An 18,686-nucleotide genomic window follows, 5' to 3' on the forward strand; every position below is an offset into this window, starting at 1 on the left:
CTCTCTTTCTTATATGGAGCGTACGTGTCCCGGCCGACCTTATTCTTCCTCATGCGACGTAGGGAAAAAGGTGGGACAAGTGGGACAGGTGGGACACGCCTTGTTTTGAAAGGAAAATCTGGCGTCCCACTTTGATCGGCAAGTGGGACACCCCACGACCAGGTGGGACAGAGGCGTGTTCAGGCGCATTTTTCTTGAAAGGGCGCGCATGGCATGATTCCCTGCCAATGACCAAAGCCGAAGGCCCACGATTGATGTGAGCCTTCAACATGACGCCGACCATCCAGACTGCCGACCTGCACCTCGAACAGGGGTGCCTTTCTGCGACCTGCATTCTTGCCCTCGATCTCGGGACAACGACAGGCTGGGCCTTGCGCGGCCATGACGGCCTGATCACCTCGGGCACGACATCCTTGCGCCCCGGACGTTTCGACGGCGGCGGCATGCGCTACCTGCGGTTCACCAACTGGCTGACCGAACTCGACCGGCTGTCGGGGCCCATCGCCGCGATCTGGTTCGAAGAGGTCCGCCGGCACGCCGGGACCGACGCGGCGCATGTGTTTGGAGGTCTCCTCGCGACGCTGACGACATGGGCCGAGTTGCGAGGAATTCCGTATAGCGGCGTTCCGGTCGGCACGATCAAGAAGTACGCGACAGGCCGGGGAAATGCACCCAAGCAGGACATGATTGCCGCGGCACGGGCTCGCGGCTTTTCCCCTGCCGATGACAACGAAGCCGATGCAATCGCGATACTGAATTGGGTCATCGACACAAACGGGGGTGTCGCATGATCGACTTGAACCCGGAGTGGCGCTCGATCCCCGGTTGGCCGGAATACGATGTTTCCGAGGATGGACGGGTTCGGCGCGCTGTGGGCGGGAAAGGTGCCCGGGCGGGTCGGATTCTGAGGCAGTGGCGCAATCCCCAAAACCAGTACCTCTATGTTCAGCTGTGGCGCGGAAACCGCCGCACAGGCATCCCGGTCCATCGCCTTGTCGCCATGGCCTTTCTCGGACGTCCGCCCAGCGAACGTCACGTGGTCGCACATGAGGATGGCACGCGGGACGTCAACCACCCATGGAACCTCCGTTGGGCGACACAGCGCGAGAACGTCGGAGACACCGTGCGCCACGGCACGCACAACCGTGGCTCGAGAAACGGCCAGGCGAAGATCGACGAAGTCTGCGCGCTCGCGATCCGGAAGATGCACGCCATGGGGATTCCGAGACGGGAAGCGGCCGTGGGCTTTGGCCTCTCCCGTCAGGCCGTCGACGACATCATCAACGGAAAACGCTGGAGGCATGTCGCATGAAATCGATGCGTTGGCATCCGGCCGGCTATGGCGGCTCGCGCCGCGATCCGGACCAGGTGAAGCGCGATGGCTGGCATGACGAGGGTGTGCTCGCCGTCTCCGTCGACGACCACCGCCTGACCTGGCCGGAGCGCGAGCTGGTGCGTCAGCTCGCGGAGAAGCTCTACGGGCCACGTGCGGGCGACCGGGAGGCGGCGAATGGCTGAGTGGACGCCCACCATGGTCGAGGACCGGCTCGAGAGCGCGGCCGACGTGTTCCGGTCGCTGCCCGAGGTGAAGCCGCAGGGCTACTTCAACGCCTGGCCCGAGTATTTCCACAGCTTCGCCGACCAGGTCGGTCAGGAGCCCCGAACCCGCCGGCCGAAGCCCGGCCCCCGTGACATCACGCAGGCCGAGGATGCTCTCCTCTGGCTGCGCTGGCTCGAGCCTGCCGATGCGCGCCTGCTCTGGCTCCGGGCGAACCGGAAGCCGTGGAAGCCGATCTGCTGGGAGCTGGGCATCAGCCGCGCCACCGCGAACCGGCGCTGGCAGTACGGTATCGCAGTGATCGTATGGAGACTGAACGGGAGGCGGGTGCCGCAGAAGAGGTCGATGGAGTTCGTCGTGGCGCACGCGTCGAACTAAGCCTGTCAAGGCTCGACGGGCGCGTGAGACAATTTCCTTCGAGACACCGGACGACGAGACGGATCGCCCCTCTGACGCTATCCATGGCGATATACTCGGGGTCGTGCGCTCGGACGGACTGACGCTGATCCCGAGGTGGATACCGGGGGCTGGCTTCCGGGGTCCAGCCGGGGTCCAGGCCGCCAAGTCCCTGTTTTCCGGTTCCTTTCCGGGCCGAAACGTATGCTGGCGGGCTTGGCTCAGCATTTCGCCAGCGACAGGGCCGGATTTTTGGGAAGCCACCGGAGTCCAGCGTCCAGCCGCGACGCCCTGAAAGCACTGTGAATTCAAACATCTGACCGGCCGCGCAGGGTGGATACCCCGCGGACACCGGAGTCCAGCCGGAAGCCGGTGGACCCCGCCGTGCCGGAGTCCACCCGGCGGATGCCGATCGACCATCGACAGGAACCTGCATGACCCTCGCCTTCGCCCCCGAGCGGATCGAGCACTGGCCGCTGGCCAGGCTCCAGCCCTATGCCCGCAATGCAAAGCAGCACGGGGCGGAACAGGTCGCGAAGCTCGCCGCGAGCATGGCCGAGTTCGGCTGGACCGTGCCGTGCCTCGTCGGCGAGGACGGCGAACTGATCGCCGGGCACGGCCGCGTGCTGGCGGCCGAACAGCTCGGTCTGACCGAGGCGCCGGTGATCGTGCTCGGGCACCTGACCGAGGCGCAGCGGCGTGCCTACCGCATCGCCGACAACCGGCTGGCTGAAAGCCCGTGGGACGAGGCGCTGCTCTCGGCCGAACTGAACGACCTGCTGGCTGATGACTACGACCTGTCGCTGGTCGGGTTCTCGGATGGCGAACTCGACAAGCTGCTGGCCTTCGATCCGGACGGGGGCGGCGAGGAAGAAGGTGGCGCCGGGGGCTCTGTGCCTCCGGTGACCATCCCAGAGCCGCCGCGCAACCCGGCATCGCGAACGGGCGATCTGTGGATCCTCGGCGACCACCGGCTGCTCTGCGGCGACAGCACCAGCGCGGCCGATGTGCGCCGGCTGATGAATGGCGAGCGGGCGATCCTGTTTGCGACCGACCCCCCGTATCTGGTTGATTACGACGGGTCCAACCATCCGACGCGCAACAAGGACTGGTCCGCGTCCTATGGCACCACGTGGGACGACTCCTCGCAGGGCGCGGAGCTCTATGACGGATTCATCTCGGCGGCCGTCGCCGAGGCGATCACCGAGGATGCCGCCTGGTACTGCTGGCACGCCTCGCGCCGCCAGGCGATGCTGGAAGCCTGCTGGGAAAAGGCCGGCGCCTTCGTCCACCAGCAGATCATCTGGGTGAAGGACCGCGGGGTGCTCACCCGCTCGCATTACCTCTGGAAGCATGAACCTTGCTTCATGGGCTGGCGCCGTCCGAACCGCCCGCCGAAGGTGGCCGAGCAGACACTGCCGTCGACCTGGGAGATGCCATCCTTCGCCAAGGACGAGCGCCCCGACCACCCAACGCCGAAACCGCTCGACGCCTTCGGCATCCCGATGCGCCAGCACGTCGCCCGCGGCGGCCTCTGCTACGAGCCGTTCTCGGGCTCTGGCTCCCAGATCATGGCGGGCGAAGCCAACGGCCGCCGCGTCTTCGCGATGGAGATCAGCCCGGCCTATGTCGACGTCGCCGTGGAGCGCTGGCAGGCCGAGACTTGCAAGGACGCGATCCTCGACGGCGACGGCCGGACCTTCGCCGAAGTGAAGGCCGAGCGGCTGGGCGACAAGGCCGATGCCGCCGCCTGATGGCCGTCTACTACAACGATGCCGATCCCGCGGCCTGCGCATGGCTGCGAGAACTGATCGCGGTCGGACTCCTGCCTGCCGGCGAGGTAGACGAGCGCTCCATCCTCGACGTGGAACCCGCCGACCTGCGCGGCTTCGCGCAATGCCATTTCTTCGCCGGGATCGGCGGCTGGCCCTACGCGCTCCGCCTCGCGGGCGTTGCCGAGGACCTGTCCGTCTGGACCGGTTCGCCGCCCTGCCAGCCCTTCAGCCAGGCCGGGCAGCGCAAGGGACAGGACGATGACCGCCACCTCGCCCCGGCTTTCCTGTGGCTCGTCGCAGCCTGCCGGCCGGAGCTCGTCTTCGGCGAGCAGGTCGCGAGCGCGGCAGTGCTCGGACCGGTTGGCAGAAAGTCTCGCGCGGCAGTTGAGGGCCCGGCTGGCTGGGCGTGGTTCGACGCTCTGGCGGCTGACCTGGAAGCGGCATCTTACGCCGTCGCGGCGGCCGATCTGCCGGCTGCGGGCATCGGCGCGCCGCACATCCGCCAGCGGCTGTTCTTCGGCGCCGTCGCCCTCGAGCTGGGCGGGCTGGGCGACGGCCTCGGCGCGGGATCACAAGGACGGATCGGAATGCCGGTCGGTGCCGATCAATGCGCTGCTCGGCCGGCAGGTCTGGCTGGCGGGGTGGCCGACGGCGATGGCGGGCTCGCCCGCGACGGCAGCGTACAACGCGGCCGGCAACACGGATGCGAGCCGCAGGACGGTGAAGCTGGTGGACTGGTCGACGGCGCCGACCCCGCCGGGACCGATGCGACGGACGGCGTCTGGCGAGATCCGGACTGGCTCCTCTGCCGCGATGACCGCTGGCGGCCCGTTGAGCCCGGAACATTCCCGCTGGCTGATGGGATACCCGGTCGCATGGGGCTGCTGCGGGGCTACGGCAATGCGATCGTTCCGCCGCTCGCGGCGGAGTTCGTGACGGCGTTTCTGGAGAGCCTGCGATGAGGCAGACCCGGACCATGTCTATGGTCGAGGCCGCGGCAAACGTTGTCGTCGGCTACGTTTTGGCCATCGCCACGCAGATCGTCGTGTTCCCGTGGTTCGGGATCGAGACGGGTCTCGCGGAGCATCTGACCATCGGCCTCGCCTTTGTCGGCGTCTCGCTGGCGCGCGGCTACCTGCTGCGCCGGCTGTTCGAGGCGATCCGGATGCGGAGCGCAGAATGAGAAACGCCGCCCGGCGTTGGGCGGCGGTACATGTTCGTTTCGGTGCAGAGCGTCAGTCACGTATGGCGTAGACGCGCCCCCGTCCGTCGACCTTATCGGAGGTGATGGTCAGGCCAAGCTTCTTTTTCAGCGCGCCGGACATCGCGCCCCTCGCGGTGTGTGACAACCATCCCGTGGCGGCCATGATCTCCTCGATGGTCGCGCCGTCCGGCGCGCGCAGCATGGCGATCAGGGTGGCCTGTTTCGTGCCCTCGCGCGGTGTGCGCGTCTTGGGCGCAGCCTTCGGTTCGGTGGGGGTGTCCGGCGCGGCCTCCTCGGTCGGCGCGTCCGTCGCGCCCGCAGGCGCGGTGTTCGCGTCTTCGGGATCGATGCCGATGGCGGCGAGGCCTGCGTCGGTGGCGACCAGCGTGACGCCGTGGCCATCGCCGGTCTCGCGCCAGACGGGCTCGCCCTTGCGCAAGTCGGCTTCGACCTCCTTGAGGAAGCCCTTGGTGAGCATCGCGCCGACCACCTTGGCTGCGGCGCCGCCGCGCAGGCTCTCGGGCAGCGGCAGGGCAATGTGCTCGGGCCGCTGTGCGGCAGAGCTGAGGATGATGGCTTGGGTATCGGAAAGCTTGGTCATGGGGTCGTCTCCGTATTCGGGCCCGCGACATGCGGCGCCTTCTACGACCCCGAGCCGCGCAGGGCGCGCGGCGGGAGTTCCGGCAGCGCCGGAGATCAGCGGGCGTGTTCGCCTTCGCCGAAGGCGCTGTCGGTGATGCGCTTCAGGAGGCTGGCGTAGTGTTCGAGGGTGCCGACCATCCCCCAGCCCGCCTCGTCGGGGGCGCAGTTGAAATGGTCGTCGCTGAGCGCCTGCAGGCGGGCGAGCATCTCGTCGATCTCGGCCTTCTTGCCGATGAAGGCCGCGAGCGCGTTCGCCCGGTTCCTCGAACCGATGGCGGAACCGGGCTCACCCTTGTTCCGGCGCACCTTCTCGGCGCGGAGTTCGTGGCGCGGGGTGGTGATCGGGTTCAGGCGCGTGGTCATCGAGGTGGCTCCTTGGTGAGTTGCATCGCTTCGTTGGAGTGACGTTCGCTCGCTCCGGCGCGCTTATCAACTCGATAAACACTTGATTTTAAATGATAATCGGAGCCGTCGATGCAGGGCATGAGCGAGCGCCAGTACGCCGCCCATGTCGGGCTGTCGCGGGGCGCGATCCAGAAGGCGAAGACCGCCGGCCGGCTCGTCCTGCACGAAGACGGCAGCATCGACGCCGCAGCCTCCGACAAGCGGCGGTCCGAGACGACGGACCCGTCGAAGAGCAGACCGAAGTCGGCGAGCCGCCCAGCCGGCATGAAGCCGGTCCCGGCGGCGGCCATCGCAGCCGTCGGCGAGACGCTTCGCGAGAACGGCGTCACCGTCCCGGATGTCGGCGACGGCGCAACGTTCATGAAGGCGAAAACCGCCAACGAGGTGATGAAAGCTCAGGAGCGCAAGCTGCGGCTCCAGAAACAGAAGGGCGAGCTCGTCGATCGCAATCGTGCCGAGATGCTCGTGTTCCGCCTCGCGCGCGAGGAACGCGACGCATGGGTGACCTGGCCTGCGCGCGTAGCCGCGCAGATGGCGTCGGAACTCAATACCGCGCTCGAACACCAGGATACCGCCAAGAGCGGCGCCTCAGAACCGGCGGTGACGACCGCGCTGATCCAGAGACTGCTCGAAACCCATGTCCGCGCCCAGCTCGACAGCCTCGCCGATGTCCGGCCGAGGCTCGGATGAGAGTGCGGTCGACTTCGACGGAGCGGAGGGACTTCTTCGGGCATGGCGCAGCGGCATCCGTCCCGATCCGGACCTGACGGTTTCGCAATGGGCGGACCGGCATCGGCGGCTGGGTTCGCGGGCCTCGGCGGAACCCGGCCGCTATCGCTCTGCGCGCACGCCCTACATGCGGGAGATCATGGACCGGCTGAGCCCGGGCGACCCGGCCCAGCGGGTCGTGTTCATGAAAGCCGCGCAGGTCGGCGCGCCGCTCGCGCTCGACACCCCGGTGCCGACGCCCTTCGGCTGGACGACCATGGGCGAGATCGCCGAGGGCGATCTGCTCTACGACGAGCGCGGGCGCATCTGCCGGGTCACCGGCCTGTCGCCGGTGTTCGACGATCGGCCCTGCTTCGAGGTGGCATTCGACGACGGGGAACATATCGTCGCGGACGGCGAGCATCGCTGGCCGGTCTGGGACTTCACGAACGACCGGCCCGCCGCGCGCACGCTCACCACGGCGGAGATGGCCGGGCGGGCGATCATCGGCGCAGGGGCCAGGCGGAGGCGCTATGCCATCGACTGCTGCGATCCGGTCGACATGCCGGACCAGGACCTGATCCTGCACCCCTACGTCCTCGGGCTCTGGCTCGGAGACGGCTCGTCGATCATGAACCACATCTCGCTGCACGAGGAGGACGCCGAGATCGTCGGTCACCTCCGCGCCTGCGGCGTCGAGGCCGAGTTCCGGCTGCCGCACTGGCGCAAGGGCAGGCTTGCCAATGTGGTGATCGACCCGACGTTCCGGATGCGCCGAGAGGACGGCGCCTCGCTCGCGGACTGCTTCCGGTCGCGCTTCGTGACGCGGCTGAGGCAGCTGGACGTGCTCGACAACAAGCACGTGCCGCTCGCCTACATGCGGGCGAGCCGATGGCAGCGGCTCGAACTCGTGCGCGGGCTGATGGACTCCGACGGCACGATCACGCCTGACGGCAAGCGCTGCGAGTTCTCGAACGCCGACCGGGGGCTCGTCGATGCGATGGTCGATCTGCTCCGCGGGCTCGGCTACAAGCCCGCGATCTATCATGGGCGGTCGCGCCGGAAGGTCTTCGGGCGGGACGGCCGCGCGACGACGTCCGCCGAGTACTGGCGCGTGTCGTGGACGGCCTATGCCGAGGAGCCGATGTTCCGGCTCTCGCGCAAGCGGGCCCGGATGCGCTCGATCGAGTCCGGGCGGCCGTGGAAAAGCCGTCGCCGGCGCATCGTCGCGATCCGGCCTGTGCCGAGCGTGCCGGTGCGCTGCATCGAAGTGGACTCGCCGAGCCACCTTTTTCTGTGCGGGAAGGGCTGGATCCCGACGCACAACACCGAGGCGGGCAACAACTGGATCGGCTTCGTCATCCACCAGGCGCCGGGGCCGATGCTCGCGGTCCAGCCGACGGTGGAACTGGCCAAGCGGAACTCGCGCCAGCGCATCGACCCGCTGATCGACGAGAGCCCGGAGCTGCGGGAGCGGGTCAAACCGGCCCGGTCCCGCGACGCGGGCAACACGATGCTTTCGAAGGAGTTCGCGGGCGGCATCCTGATCATGACCGGGGCGAACTCGGCGGTGGGGCTGCGGTCCACCCCGGCGCGTTACATCTTCCTCGACGAGGTCGATGCCTATCCGGCCTCGGCCGACGAGGAAGGCGATCCGGTGACGCTGGCCGAAGCGCGCTCGCTGACCTTCGCCCACAGGCGCAAGGTGTTCCTTGTCTCGACCCCGACGATCCGGGGGCTGTCGCGCATCGAGCGGGAGTTCGAGGCGTCCGACCAGCGGCGCTACTTCGTGCCGTGCCCGCATTGTGACGCGATGCAGTGGCTGAAGTTCGAGCGGCTGCGCTGGGAGAAGGGGCGGCCGGAGACGGCCGAGTATCTCTGCGAGGGCTGCGAGCGGCCCATCGCCGAGCACCACAAGACGAGGATGCTCGAGCGCGGCGAGTGGCGCGCGACCGCCACGGCCGCCGATCCGGCGACCGTCGGCTACCACCTGTCGGCGCTCTACTCGCCGGTGGGCTGGCTCAGCTGGCAACGGATCGCGCGGGCGCATGAGGCGGCACGGGGCAGCGACGAGGCGATGCGGGCGTTCCGGAACACCATCCTCGGCGAGACCTGGATGGAGAGCGGCGAGGCGCCCGACTGGCAGCGACTGGCGGACCGGCGCGAGTCCTGGGCACCGGGCACGGTGCCCGAACGCGGCTTGTTCCTGACCGCGGGCGTCGACGTGCAGAAGGATCGGATCGAGGTCGATGTCTGGGCCTGGGGCCGCGGTCTGGAAAGCTGGCTGATCGATCACCTCGTGATCGAGGGCGGGCCCGGGGATCCGGCCTGCTGGTCACAGCTGACGGATCTGCTCGGGCGGACGTGGTCGCATGGGTCTGGCCAGGCGGTGACGCTCGCCCGGCTCGCGATCGATACGGGCTACGAGACGAGCGCGGTCTATGCCTGGTCGCGGCAGGTGGGGTTCGCACAGGTGGCGCCGGTGAAGGGCGTCGAGGGGTTCACCCGGTCGAGCCCGGTGACCGGGCCGACCTATGTCGATGCCACCGTCGCGGGCAAGCGGCTGCGGCGCGGGGCTCGGCTCTGGACCGTGGCCACCTCGACCTTCAAGGCCGAGACCTATCGCTTCCTGCGGCAGGACCGGCCGACGAAGGAGGAACAGGCGGCGGGCGCGCTTTGCCCGCCCGGAACGATCCACCTGCCGGACTGGGCGGATGGCGAATGGCTGAAGCAGCTGACCGCCGAGCAGCTGGTGACCGTGCGCACGAAACGCGGCTTCGCCCGGCTGGAATGGCAGAAACTGCGCGAACGCAACGAGGCGCTGGACTGCCGGGTCTATGCGCGCGCCGCCGCCTGGATCGCCGGCGCCGACCGCTGGCCCGAGGCGCGATGGGCCGATCTCGAGGCGCAGCTGGGGGTAACGGCGGGCGAGAAGCCCGAGGGAGCCACGCCGACCACGGCGCCGACCGCTCCGCGCATTGCATCTCGCCGGCGCATGGTGCGCTCGAGCTACATGAGGTGATCCGATGGCCACGGCCGCAGACCTCCGCGCCCGCCGCGAGGCGCTTCTGGCGCAGCGGTCCTCGGGCGTGGCCCGCGTGAGCTACGACGGCAAGACCGTGGAGTACCGTAGCCTGGCCGAGATCGACCGGGCGATCGAGGCGCTGGAGCGGGAGATCGCGGCTGCCGAGGGGCGGCGGATCGTGCGGCAGGTCCGTGTGACGACCGGCAAGGGGCTCTGATCGATGGGGCTGTTCGACAGGTTCCGCCGCCGGGCGACCGGCGGCCCCGCGTCCTCCGGGCTTACGCGGCTCCCCCGGAGCCACGGTCCCTCCGGACTGCGCGCCCGCCTCGAGGGGGCCATGGCGCGACGCCGGCTGCGGGGCTGGAACCCGCCCTTGGAGAACATCAACGCGCTGGTGGCCTCGGGCGGGCCGCGACTGCTGGCGCGGGCGCGCGAGCTCGTGGTCACCAACGGCTATGCGGCGAACGCCTGCGAGGCCTTCGCCGCGAACCTCGTCGGCGACGGGATCAAGCCCTCGTCGCTGATCGAGGATGCGGCCCTGCGGGATCGCGTCCAGCGGCTCTGGCTGGCCTGGACCGACGAGGCGGATGCGGACGGGCTGACCGACTTCTACGGCCTGCAGGCCATGGTGGCGCGGGAGATGTTCGTGGCCGGCGAGTGCTTCGTCCGGCTGCGGCCCCGTCGCGCAGAGGATGGGCTGCTGGTCCCGGTGCAGCTGCAGCTTCTACAGTCGGAGATGCTGCCCTTCGAGAAGACGGAGACGGCGGGAAACGGCAACCGCATCCGATGCGGGATCGAGTTCGACGGGATCGGCCGGCGCGTGGCCTACCACTTCCGCCGCCGCCATCCGGGCGACAGCACCGACCAGGGGGCGGACATTCCGGAGACGGTGCGCGTGCCGGCGGCCGACGTGCTGCACATCTACCGGCCCATCGACGCGGGCCAGATCCGGGGACTGCCGCATATCGCACCCGCGATGGTGCGGCTGTTCCTGCTCGATCAGTACGACGACGCCGAACTCGACCGGAAGAAGACCGCGGCGATGTTCGCGGGCTTCATCACCAAGACCGCGCCCGAAGAGCCCATGATGGGCGAGGCCGAGGCGGATCTCGACGGCGCCGCCATTGCGAGCCTCGAGCCCGGCACGATGCAGGTGCTGCTGCCGGGCGAGGATGTGAAGTTCTCGTCGCCGGCGGATGTCGGCGGCGGCTACGAGGCGTTCCAGTACCGCACGCTGCTGGCGGTCTCAGCCTCGCTGGGGCTGCCGTATCACCTCGTCACCGGGGATGTGCGGCAGGCGAACTACTCGTCCCTGCGCGCCGAACTCGTCGAGTTCCGCCGCCGCATCGGCCAGCTGCAGCACGGCGTCATCGTGCACCAGCTCTGCCGTGCAGTCTGGCAACGCTGGTTGGAGACGGCGGTGCTCTCGGGCGCGCTCGACGCCGATCCGGCAGAGGTGCGACCGGTGCAGTGGATTCCGCCGCGCTGGGACTGGGTCGATCCGTTGAAGGACATCCAGGCGCAGGTGCTGGCGATGGAGGCCGGCATCACCTCGCGGCGCAAGGTGGTCGAGGCCACCGGCTACGACGTCGAGGAAGTCGACCGCGAGAACGCCGCCGACGCCGCGCGCGCGACGGGTCTCGGCCTGCGCTACCGCACCAGCCCCGGCGGGACGCAGGGCGCCCGCGCGACGCCGGCGACCCGGGCCGAGCCCGGCGACGGCGCCGGCAACAACACGGATGGCGGCGCCGACGCGACCGATCCGGCCACCGAACAGGAGTGACGACATGGCAAACTGGTATGCGATCCGCGCCCGGGGGACCGGTGCGGAAGTGGCGATCTATGACGAGATCGGCGCCTACGGGGTCTCGGCGAAGGGTTTTCTGGCCGAACTGGGCGCGTTGCCTGAGGGCACGCCCGTCGATCTGCGGCTCAACAGCCCCGGCGGGTCGGTCTTCGACGCAGTCGCTATCCACAACGCGCTGAAACGGCACGCGGGCCCGGTCACGGTCTGGATCGACGGCATCGCCGCCTCGGCTGCCTCCTACATCGCGATGGCGGGCGACGAGATCGTCATGCCGGAGAACGCCTTCCTGATGATCCACGACCCCGCCGGCCTCGTCATGGGCACGGCCGAGGACATGCGCGCCATGGCCGAGGCGCTCGACAAGGTGAAGGGCAGCCTGGTCTCGGGCTATGCCGCGAAATCCGGCCGGACGCCGGAAGAGGTCTCCGCGCTCATGGCCGCCGAGACATGGTTCGACGCGTCGGACGCCGTGGCGCAGGGCTTCGCCGACCGGCTGATCGAGCCCGTCCGCATCGCCGCGAACTTCGACATCGGGCGCTTCCGCAACGCCCCGCCGGTGCTGGTCGAGGCTGTCGAAACCGAGCCGGAGCTCGATGACGAAAGCGACGGCGGTGAGATCGAAGCGGACGAGGATACCGACGACGCCAACGAAGGTGACAAGTTCGCGAACGCCGAGGACGAGCCGGCCGCCGCCTCCGATGCCCCGCAGCCGCCGGCCGAGGCGCCGCCGCCCAGTGGCGCGCCGCCCGATCCGGCCGCCATCCGCGCAGACGCCATCGGGCACGCCCGGGCCGTCGTCGACCTCTGCCGTCTCGCGGGTCAGCCGCAGATGGCGGGCAAGTTCCTCGAAATGGACGCCAGCCTCGACGAGGTCCGCGCGACGCTTCTTACCGCGAGGGCCGAGGCCGACCCCGAGATCGCGCCGCATCACCCGCAGCCCGGCCGTTCCTCGGCCGCGCGCCCCTGGGGCGAGATCGTCGCCCGCACCTTCAAGCTGAAAGGATGACACCATGACCACGCTCGTCGAAGGCACCCACCCCGGCGGCTTCCTCGTCTGGGAAGCCTTCCGCGACTACACCCGCGAGACGATCACCGTCGCGGCGGGCACGCATCAACCCGGCACGGTGCTCGGCAAGATCACCGCCTCGGGCAAGTATGCTGCGCACGATCCGGCCGCCGTCGACGGCACTGAGACCGCCGTCGCCGTGCTCTGGGGCAAGGCGGATGCGTCCGGTGGCGACGCGCCGGCCGTCGCGATCGTCCGCGGTCCTGCCATCGTCAACCGTCACGATCTCGTCTTCGCCGGCACGCCCAGCGAGGGAGAGATCGCGGCTGCGCACGCCGCGCTCCTCGCCGCGGGCATCCTCGTCCGCTGACCCAATCCCCATATTTACGCGCGCCCGGACGCAATACCGGCATCCACTTTTGCTGGGCGCGCTCCAGACAGGAGGCATCCTCATGGCCACCATGGACATCTTCGAAGGCGATGCCTTCACCATCGTCGAGCTCACCCGTGCGCTCGAGAACATCCCCTACAAGCCGGCGCTGCTCTCGGGCTCGAACCTCTTCAGCCCGCGCGGCGTGCGCGCCCGCACCGTCGTGATCGAGAGCCGCGACGGCACGCTGTCGCTGATCCCGTTCTCGGAGCGCGGCTCGGCCTACGAGAGCCAAGTGCCTGACCGGCGCGAGATGCGCGCCTTCGTCTGCCGGCAGTTCAAGAAGCAGGATGTGCTCTGGGCCTCCGAGATCCAGTCCGTCCGCGACTTCGGCTCGGAAAGCGCCACCCAGCAGGTGCAGACCGAGGTGGCCTACCGGCTCAGGAAGCTCCGCCAGGACGCCGAGACCACCTTCGAATACCACCTGCTGAACGGCATCCAGGGGCTGGTGAAGGACCCGAAGGACCACGCGACGGTCGTGAACTACTTCACCGAGTTCGGCATCTCGCCCACGGCCGAGATCGACTTCGACCTCGACAATGCGAGCCCCGCCTCGGGAGCACTGCGAAAGCGCTGCCAGGCGCTGATCGAGAGCGTCGAGGACTCGATGGGCGGGCTCTCGGCCGGCGCGGTGCAGGTCCGCGCCGAATGCGGCTCGGCCTTCTTCGCCGATCTCGTTGCCCACAAGGAGGTGCGGGAGACCTACCTCAACACCGCGGCCGCCGCCGACCTGCGCGGCCGAGTGGCCGACGAGGTCAGCTTCGGCGGCATCACCTTCCGCCGCTACCGGGGCGGCGTCGGCTTCACGGTGCCGACCGACAAGGCGTTCTTCTATCCCGAGGGCATCGAGGGGCTCTTCGAGATCTACTACGCCCCCGCCGACACCTTCGAGACGGTCAACACGCTCGGCCAGCCGCTCTACGCCCGCACGATCCCCGACCGGGATCGCGACGAGTGGGTGCGGCTCGAGATCGAGAGCAACCCGCTCCCGATCTGCACCCGCCCGCAGGTGCTGCGCTCAGCACGACGGACCTGACGAGTCAGAGCGTGACGCTGTATCGGGCGTGAAGATCGCTGAGATGCCGGACCAGCCAGTCGGCCGGTTCGGTATCCTGCCAGAAGCGCCATAGTTCCGGATAGCTCATCGCCTCGAACACCGGTGATGATCCTGCCACGCGCGCCCTGAACTCGTCGATCTCCTCACGATGGGCGGCGAACTCCGGACCGGCACCCGGGTTCGCAGGCTCCCAGAACAGATAGAGCAGCGTCACGGGGCGGTCTGGAAAGGTGCGAGCCAGACCGAAGGCATGCTTGATGAGCTGTGCAGCGTCGAGCCAGGTGTACTGGTCCGGGCGATCCCGGAGGCGCAGCATCTCGCGAAAGTATCCCTGATCGCGCCGCGCGTCCCTGATCTGCTCCTCGTAGGCGGGCGAGAATTCAGCCCGGTGGGCCGACAGGTGTTCGGTCAGCTTGGACTCGATCCCGACCACGCCGCCGGGGCCTGAAAGCACGACGTCGAGGTTGGGAGCACGGCCGCCGCGGAGTCCGGTGGGGCATTTCCGCTCGAAGCGAAGATCGTGGAAACCGGCAGCCATCGGCATGGCGAGGTCGGCGATCCGGCTCCGAAACGGCGCGAAGCAGTTGACTGCCAGCCCTGATGAAGAATGGGCCGCCCGGAACTTGGTCTCCAATTCGTTGCCGTCCCCCGACGACAGGTCTGCTTCGAAATCCTCCAGCGTGACCTGCGGAAGCAGGGTGTCGCGAAAATCTGCAACGTAGCCCTTCGGGTCGAGGGACGTGTCCGGGTGCTGGCGCATGAACGCCTCTGACAGCGCCTGAACGGCTCGGACCCTCGTCGGGCGCTCTGAAATCGATTCCTGTTTCATGGGAGCAGTATAGCCATGACCAGCGCGTTCGCATCCGCCCTCGACGCGCTCTTCGCGGATGCGCATCTCGCGCGCGACATCGTCTACATCGCTGAGGGCGGCGCGCCGTCGCTGGTCCGCGCCATCCTGCGGCGCCCCGACGACGTCACCAGTTTCGGCGAGGCGCGGATCTGGTCGGAGAGCATCCGGCTCGATCTGCGCCTTTCCGAAGTGGCCAACCCGCGTCCCGGTGACCGGATCGAGATCGACGGCGAAGCCTTCCTCATCCAGGGCGAACCCGTTCGCGACCGCGAGCGGCTCGTCTGGAATGTCGACCTGCGCCCGGCCTGACCGCGATGAAGCTGAAGCTCGACATCACGCCGGACCTCGTCGCCGCCATGGCCGCCGAGGTGAAGGCCGGCGAGAAGGCCGTCACCGCCGCCATGCGCGAGGCCGGGACCGGGCTCAAGACCGCCTGGCGCGGCCAGATCACCGGCGCGGGGCTCGGGCCGCGGCTCGCGAACTCGATTCGGAGCCAGACCTATCCGAAGGCCGGCGAGAGCCTGAACGCCGCGGCGCTCGTGTGGTCCAAGGCCCCGGTCATCGTCGGCGCCCACGACACCGGCCCGCTGATCCGCTCCAAGGACGGGTTCTGGCTTGCGATCCCGACGCCAGCCGCCGGACGCGGCCTGCGCGGCGGCAGGATCACCCCCGGCGAATGGGAGCGCCGCCGGGGGCTGCGGCTCCGCTTCGTCTACCGTCGCCGCGGGCCCAGCCTGCTGGTGGCAGAGGGACGGCTGAACAGTCGTGGGCTCGGTGTCGCGTCACGCTCGAAGACTGGCCGCGGGCGCACGACGGTGCCGATCTTCCTGCTGGTGCCGCAGGTCAAGCTGCCGAAGCGGCTCAACCTAGACCGCGACGCGGAAAGAGCGCTCGACAGCGTGCCGGGTTTGATCGTCGCGAACTGGGTGGAGGGGAGGATCCGATAGCGATCTCGACTGAGTGTGCTAAGAGATCAGAGATCGACACCCCTGAGTATCGACAGCCAGTCCTCGAACTCGTCCAGGCCGTATTTGTTCTTGGCCAGATTGCACGCGAGATGCGTGATCGCGACGTTTGCATCGTCGTAGCTGCCGTTGGCGCTGTCAGTTCGATCAGCGGAGGGCTGAAGCATCTTGTTGGCTCCACCGGCCATAAGCGCGCCACCACACAGGGCGCATCGTCCACCTTGTTCGCTCCACTTGCGGACAAGAAGGGCATTGAGATCGGAGAGGTTCGGCGCTGAACGTAGCGGATTAACCTTTACACCGAGCTCCCCGCCGCGTTTGACGCGATCGATGATCAGCATCGCCATCCGAAAGACTTCTTGCTTGACCGATGGCTCGACCTCTGCCGACACGCTGCTGCGCAGCTCGAGGTAGTTGGTGACGTCTTCGCGAAGGTTCAGGGTGATGGGCTCGATTTCGAGCGCCATGACCGCCTCTCGTTCGGCGCCTGTCGCTTCGACAACGCCGCCCCTGTTGGCGATCTCGGCGAAGGATCGGTACGCGATCGGGATCGTGTCGTGCGCGGCGGGATATGGCGGCCCGACCATGTTGGCCGCTGCCAGAACCGCCATGGAGTGGGGCCAGCGATCGCCCCACTGCGCATTGGAGTTCGCCCAGACCTCCGGAGGCACGATCTTGCGTGTTTCGAGGATCTGGTTGGGTTCGATGGTCACTGCCGAAATCAGGCGGCTTCGGTGTTCCGGCAGCCGAGTCATTTCGGTGCTGGTCGTGCCGACGTAGACGAGAACGTCTCGACCTGCCACGAACTCGCGCCTGAGGCGATCGCCGACTGACCGCTTGGTGAAGGACACACAGGGCCACTCGTCACTGATCTGAGCCCATTCGCTCTTAAGGAAAACTCGCCCGTCGGGTTTCATCATATGGGATACACGCATGCCCCTGAACCTGATCGGAAATTGGCAACTTGGCAATTCGGCAAGTACGTCTCAAACCTGAGGCCCCGATGTGCCCACACCACGCGAAACCATCCTCGCCGCGCTGCACGCGCGGCTTTCGGCGATGCCCGCCACCGCCCTGCGCGGCGAGGTGCTGCCCGAGCGCGTGCCGGCCGAGGGGCTGCTGATCCTGCGCGACGGCGAGCCGGGGGAGCCGGAGATCACGCTGTCGCCGCTCGCCTACCACTACCAGCACCGCGCCGAGATCGAGGCGGTCGTGCAAGGTGCCGATCGCGACACCGCATTCGACACGCTGACCGCCAGTATCGGCGCTGCGCTCGCCGCCGACCGAACGCTGGGTGGGCTCTGCGACTGGGTCGAGGCGGAAGCCCCGCGGCCCGTGGACCTCCCGGTCGAGGGCGCGGCCAGCCTCAAGGCCGCCGTGGTTCCGGTGGTGCTGCACTATTCCACGGCCGACCCGCTGGCCTGACCCCGACAATCCGAGGAGAACACCATGGCACGAGCCCAGGGGGCGCGGGCGCTGATGGCGCTTGCGTTCGAGACGACCTATGGAACGCCGCCCGCCAGCGGCTTCACCCGCATGCCCTTCGCCAGCACCTCGCTCGGCGCTGAGCAGCCGCTGCTGAACTCGGAGCTGCTCGGCTACGGCCGCGATCCGCTGGCGCCGATCAAGGACGCGGTCACGGCAGACGGCGATGTCGTCGTGCCGCTCGACGCCGAGGCCTTCGGCTTCTGGCTGAAGGCGGCGTTCGGCGCACCGACGACCACCGGCACCGGCCCCTGGACGCACGAGTTCCAGTCTGGGTCCTGGTCGCTGCCCAGCATGTCGATCGAGACCGGCATGCCGGAGGTGCCGCGCTATGCGATGTATTCGGGCTGCGTGCTCGACCAGATCACCTGGCAGATGCAGCGCTCGGGCCTGCTGACGGCAACGGCGCGGCTGGTGGCGCAGGGCGAGACGGTCGGGACCACGACGAGCGCAGGGACACCCGCAGCGCTGGAACTGAAGCGCTTCGGGCACTTCAACGGCGCGATCACGCGGAACGGCTCGGCCCTCGGCAATGTGGTCTCGGCAGAGATCACCTATGCCAACAACCTCGACCGGATCGAGACCATCCGCTCGGACGGGCGCATCGACGGCGCAGACCCGTCAATCGCGGCGCTGACCGGTCGGATCGAGGTCCGCTTCGCCGACCAGACGCTGGTGACGCAGGCGATCAACGGCGAGGCCTGCGAGATGGAATTCGCCTACGTCCTGCCGTCCGGCGAGAGCTTCACCTTCACCGTGCACGCCGTCTACCTGCCGCGCCCGCGGATCGAGATTTCCGGGCCGCAGGGCGTGCAGGCGACCTTCGACTGGCAGGCCGCCCGCGACAGCGTCGTCGGCCGGATGTGCACCGCCACCCTCGTGAACAATGTGGAGACGTACTGATGCTGACGCTCGACCTGACCAACGCGCCACGCTGGCACGACCTCGCGCCCGGTGTCCGGGTGCAGCTGCGCCCGCTGACCACGGCGCTGATGGTGGCGACGCGCAGCGATCCCGCCGTCGAGGCGGTGCCCGAGGAGGCGTCCGACGAGGAGCGCGCCGTCGCCTTCGCCAAGGCGCTCGCGCGCCGCGCGTTGCTCGCATGGGAGGGCATCGGCGACGCCGACGGCAACCCCATCGACCCGGGCCCCGAGGCCATCGACGCGCTGCTCGACGTCTGGCCGATCTTCGAGGCGTTCCAGCTGACCTACATCTCGAGGGGCCTGCTGCTGGAACAGGAAAAAAACGCCTCCGCGCTCTCGCCGAATGGTCCTTCGGCGGGGGCGAGCGATACTGCCAAGCCTGCCAAACGACGTGCGAAGACTGCCCGGCGCGGCTGAACCGGCCGCTGACCCATGAGGGTTGGCAGGTCT

At 68.5% G+C, this 18,686-nt stretch carries 23 protein-coding genes; 19 read left to right on the forward strand and 4 right to left on the reverse strand.

Features of this window, described 5'->3' with window-relative positions:
- The first annotated feature begins 269 nt into the window (after positions 1-269).
- The 7 genes from RGD00_RS17355 to RGD00_RS17385 all read left to right on the forward strand — a co-directional run bounded on the left by RGD00_RS17355 (position 270) and on the right by RGD00_RS17385 (position 4,912).
- The gene (locus tag RGD00_RS17355; protein ID WP_310458542.1) at positions 270-791 is read left to right on the forward strand and encodes a crossover junction endodeoxyribonuclease RuvC; all 522 of its coding nucleotides are present in this window, start codon (positions 270-272) and stop codon (positions 789-791) included.
- Complete coding sequence (locus RGD00_RS17360; RefSeq protein WP_021099072.1) at positions 788-1,312, forward strand: HNH endonuclease; 525 nt, start codon at positions 788-790, stop codon at positions 1,310-1,312. The genes RGD00_RS17355 and RGD00_RS17360 overlap by 4 nt, the downstream gene beginning before the upstream one ends.
- Positions 1,309-1,518, forward strand: coding sequence for a hypothetical protein (locus RGD00_RS17365; RefSeq protein WP_425603431.1), 210 nt, complete (start codon positions 1,309-1,311; stop codon positions 1,516-1,518). Before RGD00_RS17360 ends, RGD00_RS17365 begins: the two co-directional genes overlap by 4 nt.
- Positions 1,511-1,936: a DUF6362 family protein gene (locus RGD00_RS17370; protein WP_310458543.1), complete on the forward strand. Its 426-nt coding sequence runs from the start codon at positions 1,511-1,513 to the stop codon at positions 1,934-1,936. Before RGD00_RS17365 ends, RGD00_RS17370 begins: the two co-directional genes overlap by 8 nt.
- 452 nt (positions 1,937-2,388) lie before the next feature.
- The gene (locus RGD00_RS17375) at positions 2,389-3,708 is read left to right on the forward strand and encodes a site-specific DNA-methyltransferase (RefSeq protein WP_123193397.1); all 1,320 of its coding nucleotides are present in this window, start codon (positions 2,389-2,391) and stop codon (positions 3,706-3,708) included.
- Positions 3,708-4,691, forward strand: a complete 984-nt coding sequence (locus RGD00_RS17380; protein WP_310458544.1) for a DNA cytosine methyltransferase — start codon at positions 3,708-3,710, stop codon at positions 4,689-4,691. Before RGD00_RS17375 ends, RGD00_RS17380 begins: the two co-directional genes overlap by 1 nt.
- Complete coding sequence (locus RGD00_RS17385; RefSeq protein ID WP_310458545.1) at positions 4,688-4,912, forward strand: DUF7220 family protein; 225 nt, start codon at positions 4,688-4,690, stop codon at positions 4,910-4,912. Before RGD00_RS17380 ends, RGD00_RS17385 begins: the two co-directional genes overlap by 4 nt.
- 52 nt (positions 4,913-4,964) lie before the next feature.
- On the opposite strand, the gene RGD00_RS17390 is transcribed toward RGD00_RS17385, so the two are convergent.
- A complete protein-coding gene (locus RGD00_RS17390) occupies positions 4,965-5,534 on the reverse strand; it encodes a DUF3489 domain-containing protein (protein WP_310458546.1) in 570 nt (189 codons plus the stop codon).
- 95 nt (positions 5,535-5,629) lie between these two features.
- A complete protein-coding gene (locus RGD00_RS17395; protein WP_310458547.1) occupies positions 5,630-5,938 on the reverse strand; it encodes a hypothetical protein in 309 nt (102 codons plus the stop codon).
- 111 nt (positions 5,939-6,049) lie between these two features.
- Between RGD00_RS17395 and RGD00_RS17400 the strand changes: the two genes are divergently transcribed.
- The 7 genes from RGD00_RS17400 (at position 6,050) to RGD00_RS17430 (ending at position 13,992) form a co-directional block, all read left to right on the forward strand.
- Entirely contained in the window at positions 6,050-6,670 is a 621-nt protein-coding gene (locus tag RGD00_RS17400; protein WP_310458548.1) for a hypothetical protein, read from the forward strand.
- Positions 6,648-9,710 carry a terminase gpA endonuclease subunit gene (locus tag RGD00_RS17405; RefSeq protein WP_425603432.1) on the forward strand — a complete coding sequence of 1,021 codons (3,063 nt, stop codon included), beginning with the start codon at positions 6,648-6,650 and terminating at the stop codon, positions 9,708-9,710. The genes RGD00_RS17400 and RGD00_RS17405 overlap by 23 nt, the downstream gene beginning before the upstream one ends.
- 4 nt (positions 9,711-9,714) lie before the next feature.
- Positions 9,715-9,930, forward strand: coding sequence for a phage head-tail joining protein (locus RGD00_RS17410; RefSeq protein ID WP_021098607.1), 216 nt, complete (start codon positions 9,715-9,717; stop codon positions 9,928-9,930).
- A 120-nt stretch (positions 9,931-10,050) separates the two neighbouring features.
- A complete protein-coding gene (locus RGD00_RS17415; RefSeq protein ID WP_310458580.1) occupies positions 10,051-11,496 on the forward strand; it encodes a phage portal protein in 1,446 nt (481 codons plus the stop codon).
- A 4-nt stretch (positions 11,497-11,500) separates the two neighbouring features.
- Positions 11,501-12,526 (forward strand): head maturation protease, ClpP-related, encoded by a 1,026-nt coding sequence (locus tag RGD00_RS17420; protein WP_310458550.1) that lies wholly within the window; start codon positions 11,501-11,503, stop codon positions 12,524-12,526.
- A gap of 4 nt (positions 12,527-12,530) precedes the next feature.
- Complete coding sequence (locus RGD00_RS17425) at positions 12,531-12,896, forward strand: head decoration protein (protein WP_310458551.1); 366 nt, start codon at positions 12,531-12,533, stop codon at positions 12,894-12,896.
- Positions 12,897-12,978: 82 nt separating this feature from the next.
- Positions 12,979-13,992, forward strand: coding sequence for a major capsid protein (locus RGD00_RS17430; protein WP_310458552.1), 1,014 nt, complete (start codon positions 12,979-12,981; stop codon positions 13,990-13,992).
- 4 nt (positions 13,993-13,996) lie between these two features.
- Here RGD00_RS17430 and RGD00_RS17435 read toward each other — a convergent pair whose 3' ends face one another.
- A complete protein-coding gene (locus tag RGD00_RS17435) occupies positions 13,997-14,842 on the reverse strand; it encodes a PGN_0703 family putative restriction endonuclease (protein ID WP_310458553.1) in 846 nt (281 codons plus the stop codon).
- 15 nt (positions 14,843-14,857) lie between these two features.
- On the opposite strand from RGD00_RS17435, the gene RGD00_RS17440 reads away from it, so the two are divergent.
- Together RGD00_RS17440 and RGD00_RS17445 are read left to right on the forward strand one after the other, a co-directional pair.
- Positions 14,858-15,172 (forward strand): head-tail joining protein, encoded by a 315-nt coding sequence (locus RGD00_RS17440; protein WP_310458554.1) that lies wholly within the window; start codon positions 14,858-14,860, stop codon positions 15,170-15,172.
- Between the two features lie 5 nt (positions 15,173-15,177).
- A complete protein-coding gene (locus tag RGD00_RS17445) occupies positions 15,178-15,810 on the forward strand; it encodes a DUF6441 family protein (protein ID WP_310458555.1) in 633 nt (210 codons plus the stop codon).
- 26 nt (positions 15,811-15,836) lie between these two features.
- Here the strand turns inward: RGD00_RS17445 and RGD00_RS17450 are convergent, their stop codons facing one another.
- On the reverse strand, positions 15,837-16,541 hold the full coding sequence (locus RGD00_RS17450; protein WP_310458556.1) for a hypothetical protein: 705 nt from the start codon (positions 16,539-16,541) through the stop codon (positions 15,837-15,839).
- A gap of 292 nt (positions 16,542-16,833) precedes the next feature.
- On the opposite strand from RGD00_RS17450, the gene RGD00_RS17455 reads away from it, so the two are divergent.
- The 3 genes from RGD00_RS17455 to RGD00_RS17465 are packed head-to-tail and all read left to right on the forward strand — an operon-like array spanning position 16,834 to position 18,653.
- Entirely contained in the window at positions 16,834-17,253 is a 420-nt protein-coding gene (locus RGD00_RS17455; protein ID WP_310458557.1) for an acyl-CoA transferase, read from the forward strand.
- 24 nt (positions 17,254-17,277) lie between these two features.
- Entirely contained in the window at positions 17,278-18,216 is a 939-nt protein-coding gene (locus RGD00_RS17460) for a phage tail tube protein (protein ID WP_310458558.1), read from the forward strand.
- Positions 18,216-18,653 (forward strand): hypothetical protein, encoded by a 438-nt coding sequence (locus RGD00_RS17465; protein WP_310458559.1) that lies wholly within the window; start codon positions 18,216-18,218, stop codon positions 18,651-18,653. The genes RGD00_RS17460 and RGD00_RS17465 overlap by 1 nt, the downstream gene beginning before the upstream one ends.
- Positions 18,654-18,686 lie beyond the last annotated feature (33 nt).

Origin of the sequence: Ruixingdingia sedimenti, assembly GCF_031432425.1 — a bacterium.
Taxonomy (GTDB): Bacteria; Pseudomonadota; Alphaproteobacteria; order Rhodobacterales; family Rhodobacteraceae; genus Ruixingdingia; species Ruixingdingia sedimenti.

What these genes read in the sequence shown, in the direction of transcription:
- RGD00_RS17365 (WP_425603431.1), top strand. Translation starts at nt 1,309, where the DNA reads ATGAAATCGATGCGTTGGCATCCGGCCGGCTATGGCGGCTCGCGCCGC.
- RGD00_RS17375 (WP_123193397.1), top strand. Translation starts at nt 2,389, where the DNA reads ATGACCCTCGCCTTCGCCCCCGAGCGGATCGAGCACTGGCCGCTGGCC.
- RGD00_RS17385 (WP_310458545.1), top strand. Translation starts at nt 4,688, where the DNA reads ATGAGGCAGACCCGGACCATGTCTATGGTCGAGGCCGCGGCAAACGTT.
- RGD00_RS17440 (WP_310458554.1), top strand. Translation starts at nt 14,858, where the DNA reads ATGACCAGCGCGTTCGCATCCGCCCTCGACGCGCTCTTCGCGGATGCG.
- RGD00_RS17355 (WP_310458542.1), top strand. Translation starts at nt 270, where the DNA reads ATGACGCCGACCATCCAGACTGCCGACCTGCACCTCGAACAGGGGTGC.
- RGD00_RS17435 (WP_310458553.1), bottom strand. Translation starts at nt 14,842, where the DNA reads ATGAAACAGGAATCGATTTCAGAGCGCCCGACGAGGGTCCGAGCCGTT.
- RGD00_RS17370 (WP_310458543.1), top strand. Translation starts at nt 1,511, where the DNA reads ATGGCTGAGTGGACGCCCACCATGGTCGAGGACCGGCTCGAGAGCGCG.
- RGD00_RS17465 (WP_310458559.1), top strand. Translation starts at nt 18,216, where the DNA reads ATGCTGACGCTCGACCTGACCAACGCGCCACGCTGGCACGACCTCGCG.
- RGD00_RS17460 (WP_310458558.1), top strand. Translation starts at nt 17,278, where the DNA reads ATGGCACGAGCCCAGGGGGCGCGGGCGCTGATGGCGCTTGCGTTCGAG.
- RGD00_RS17390 (WP_310458546.1), bottom strand. Translation starts at nt 5,534, where the DNA reads ATGACCAAGCTTTCCGATACCCAAGCCATCATCCTCAGCTCTGCCGCA.
- RGD00_RS17380 (WP_310458544.1), top strand. Translation starts at nt 3,708, where the DNA reads ATGGCCGTCTACTACAACGATGCCGATCCCGCGGCCTGCGCATGGCTG.
- RGD00_RS17420 (WP_310458550.1), top strand. Translation starts at nt 11,501, where the DNA reads ATGGCAAACTGGTATGCGATCCGCGCCCGGGGGACCGGTGCGGAAGTG.
- RGD00_RS17415 (WP_310458580.1), top strand. Translation starts at nt 10,051, where the DNA reads ATGGCGCGACGCCGGCTGCGGGGCTGGAACCCGCCCTTGGAGAACATC.
- RGD00_RS17425 (WP_310458551.1), top strand. Translation starts at nt 12,531, where the DNA reads ATGACCACGCTCGTCGAAGGCACCCACCCCGGCGGCTTCCTCGTCTGG.
- RGD00_RS17395 (WP_310458547.1), bottom strand. Translation starts at nt 5,938, where the DNA reads ATGACCACGCGCCTGAACCCGATCACCACCCCGCGCCACGAACTCCGC.
- RGD00_RS17445 (WP_310458555.1), top strand. Translation starts at nt 15,178, where the DNA reads ATGAAGCTGAAGCTCGACATCACGCCGGACCTCGTCGCCGCCATGGCC.
- RGD00_RS17360 (WP_021099072.1), top strand. Translation starts at nt 788, where the DNA reads ATGATCGACTTGAACCCGGAGTGGCGCTCGATCCCCGGTTGGCCGGAA.
- RGD00_RS17405 (WP_425603432.1), top strand. Translation starts at nt 6,648, where the DNA reads ATGTCCGGCCGAGGCTCGGATGAGAGTGCGGTCGACTTCGACGGAGCG.
- RGD00_RS17430 (WP_310458552.1), top strand. Translation starts at nt 12,979, where the DNA reads ATGGCCACCATGGACATCTTCGAAGGCGATGCCTTCACCATCGTCGAG.
- RGD00_RS17400 (WP_310458548.1), top strand. Translation starts at nt 6,050, where the DNA reads ATGCAGGGCATGAGCGAGCGCCAGTACGCCGCCCATGTCGGGCTGTCG.
- RGD00_RS17410 (WP_021098607.1), top strand. Translation starts at nt 9,715, where the DNA reads ATGGCCACGGCCGCAGACCTCCGCGCCCGCCGCGAGGCGCTTCTGGCG.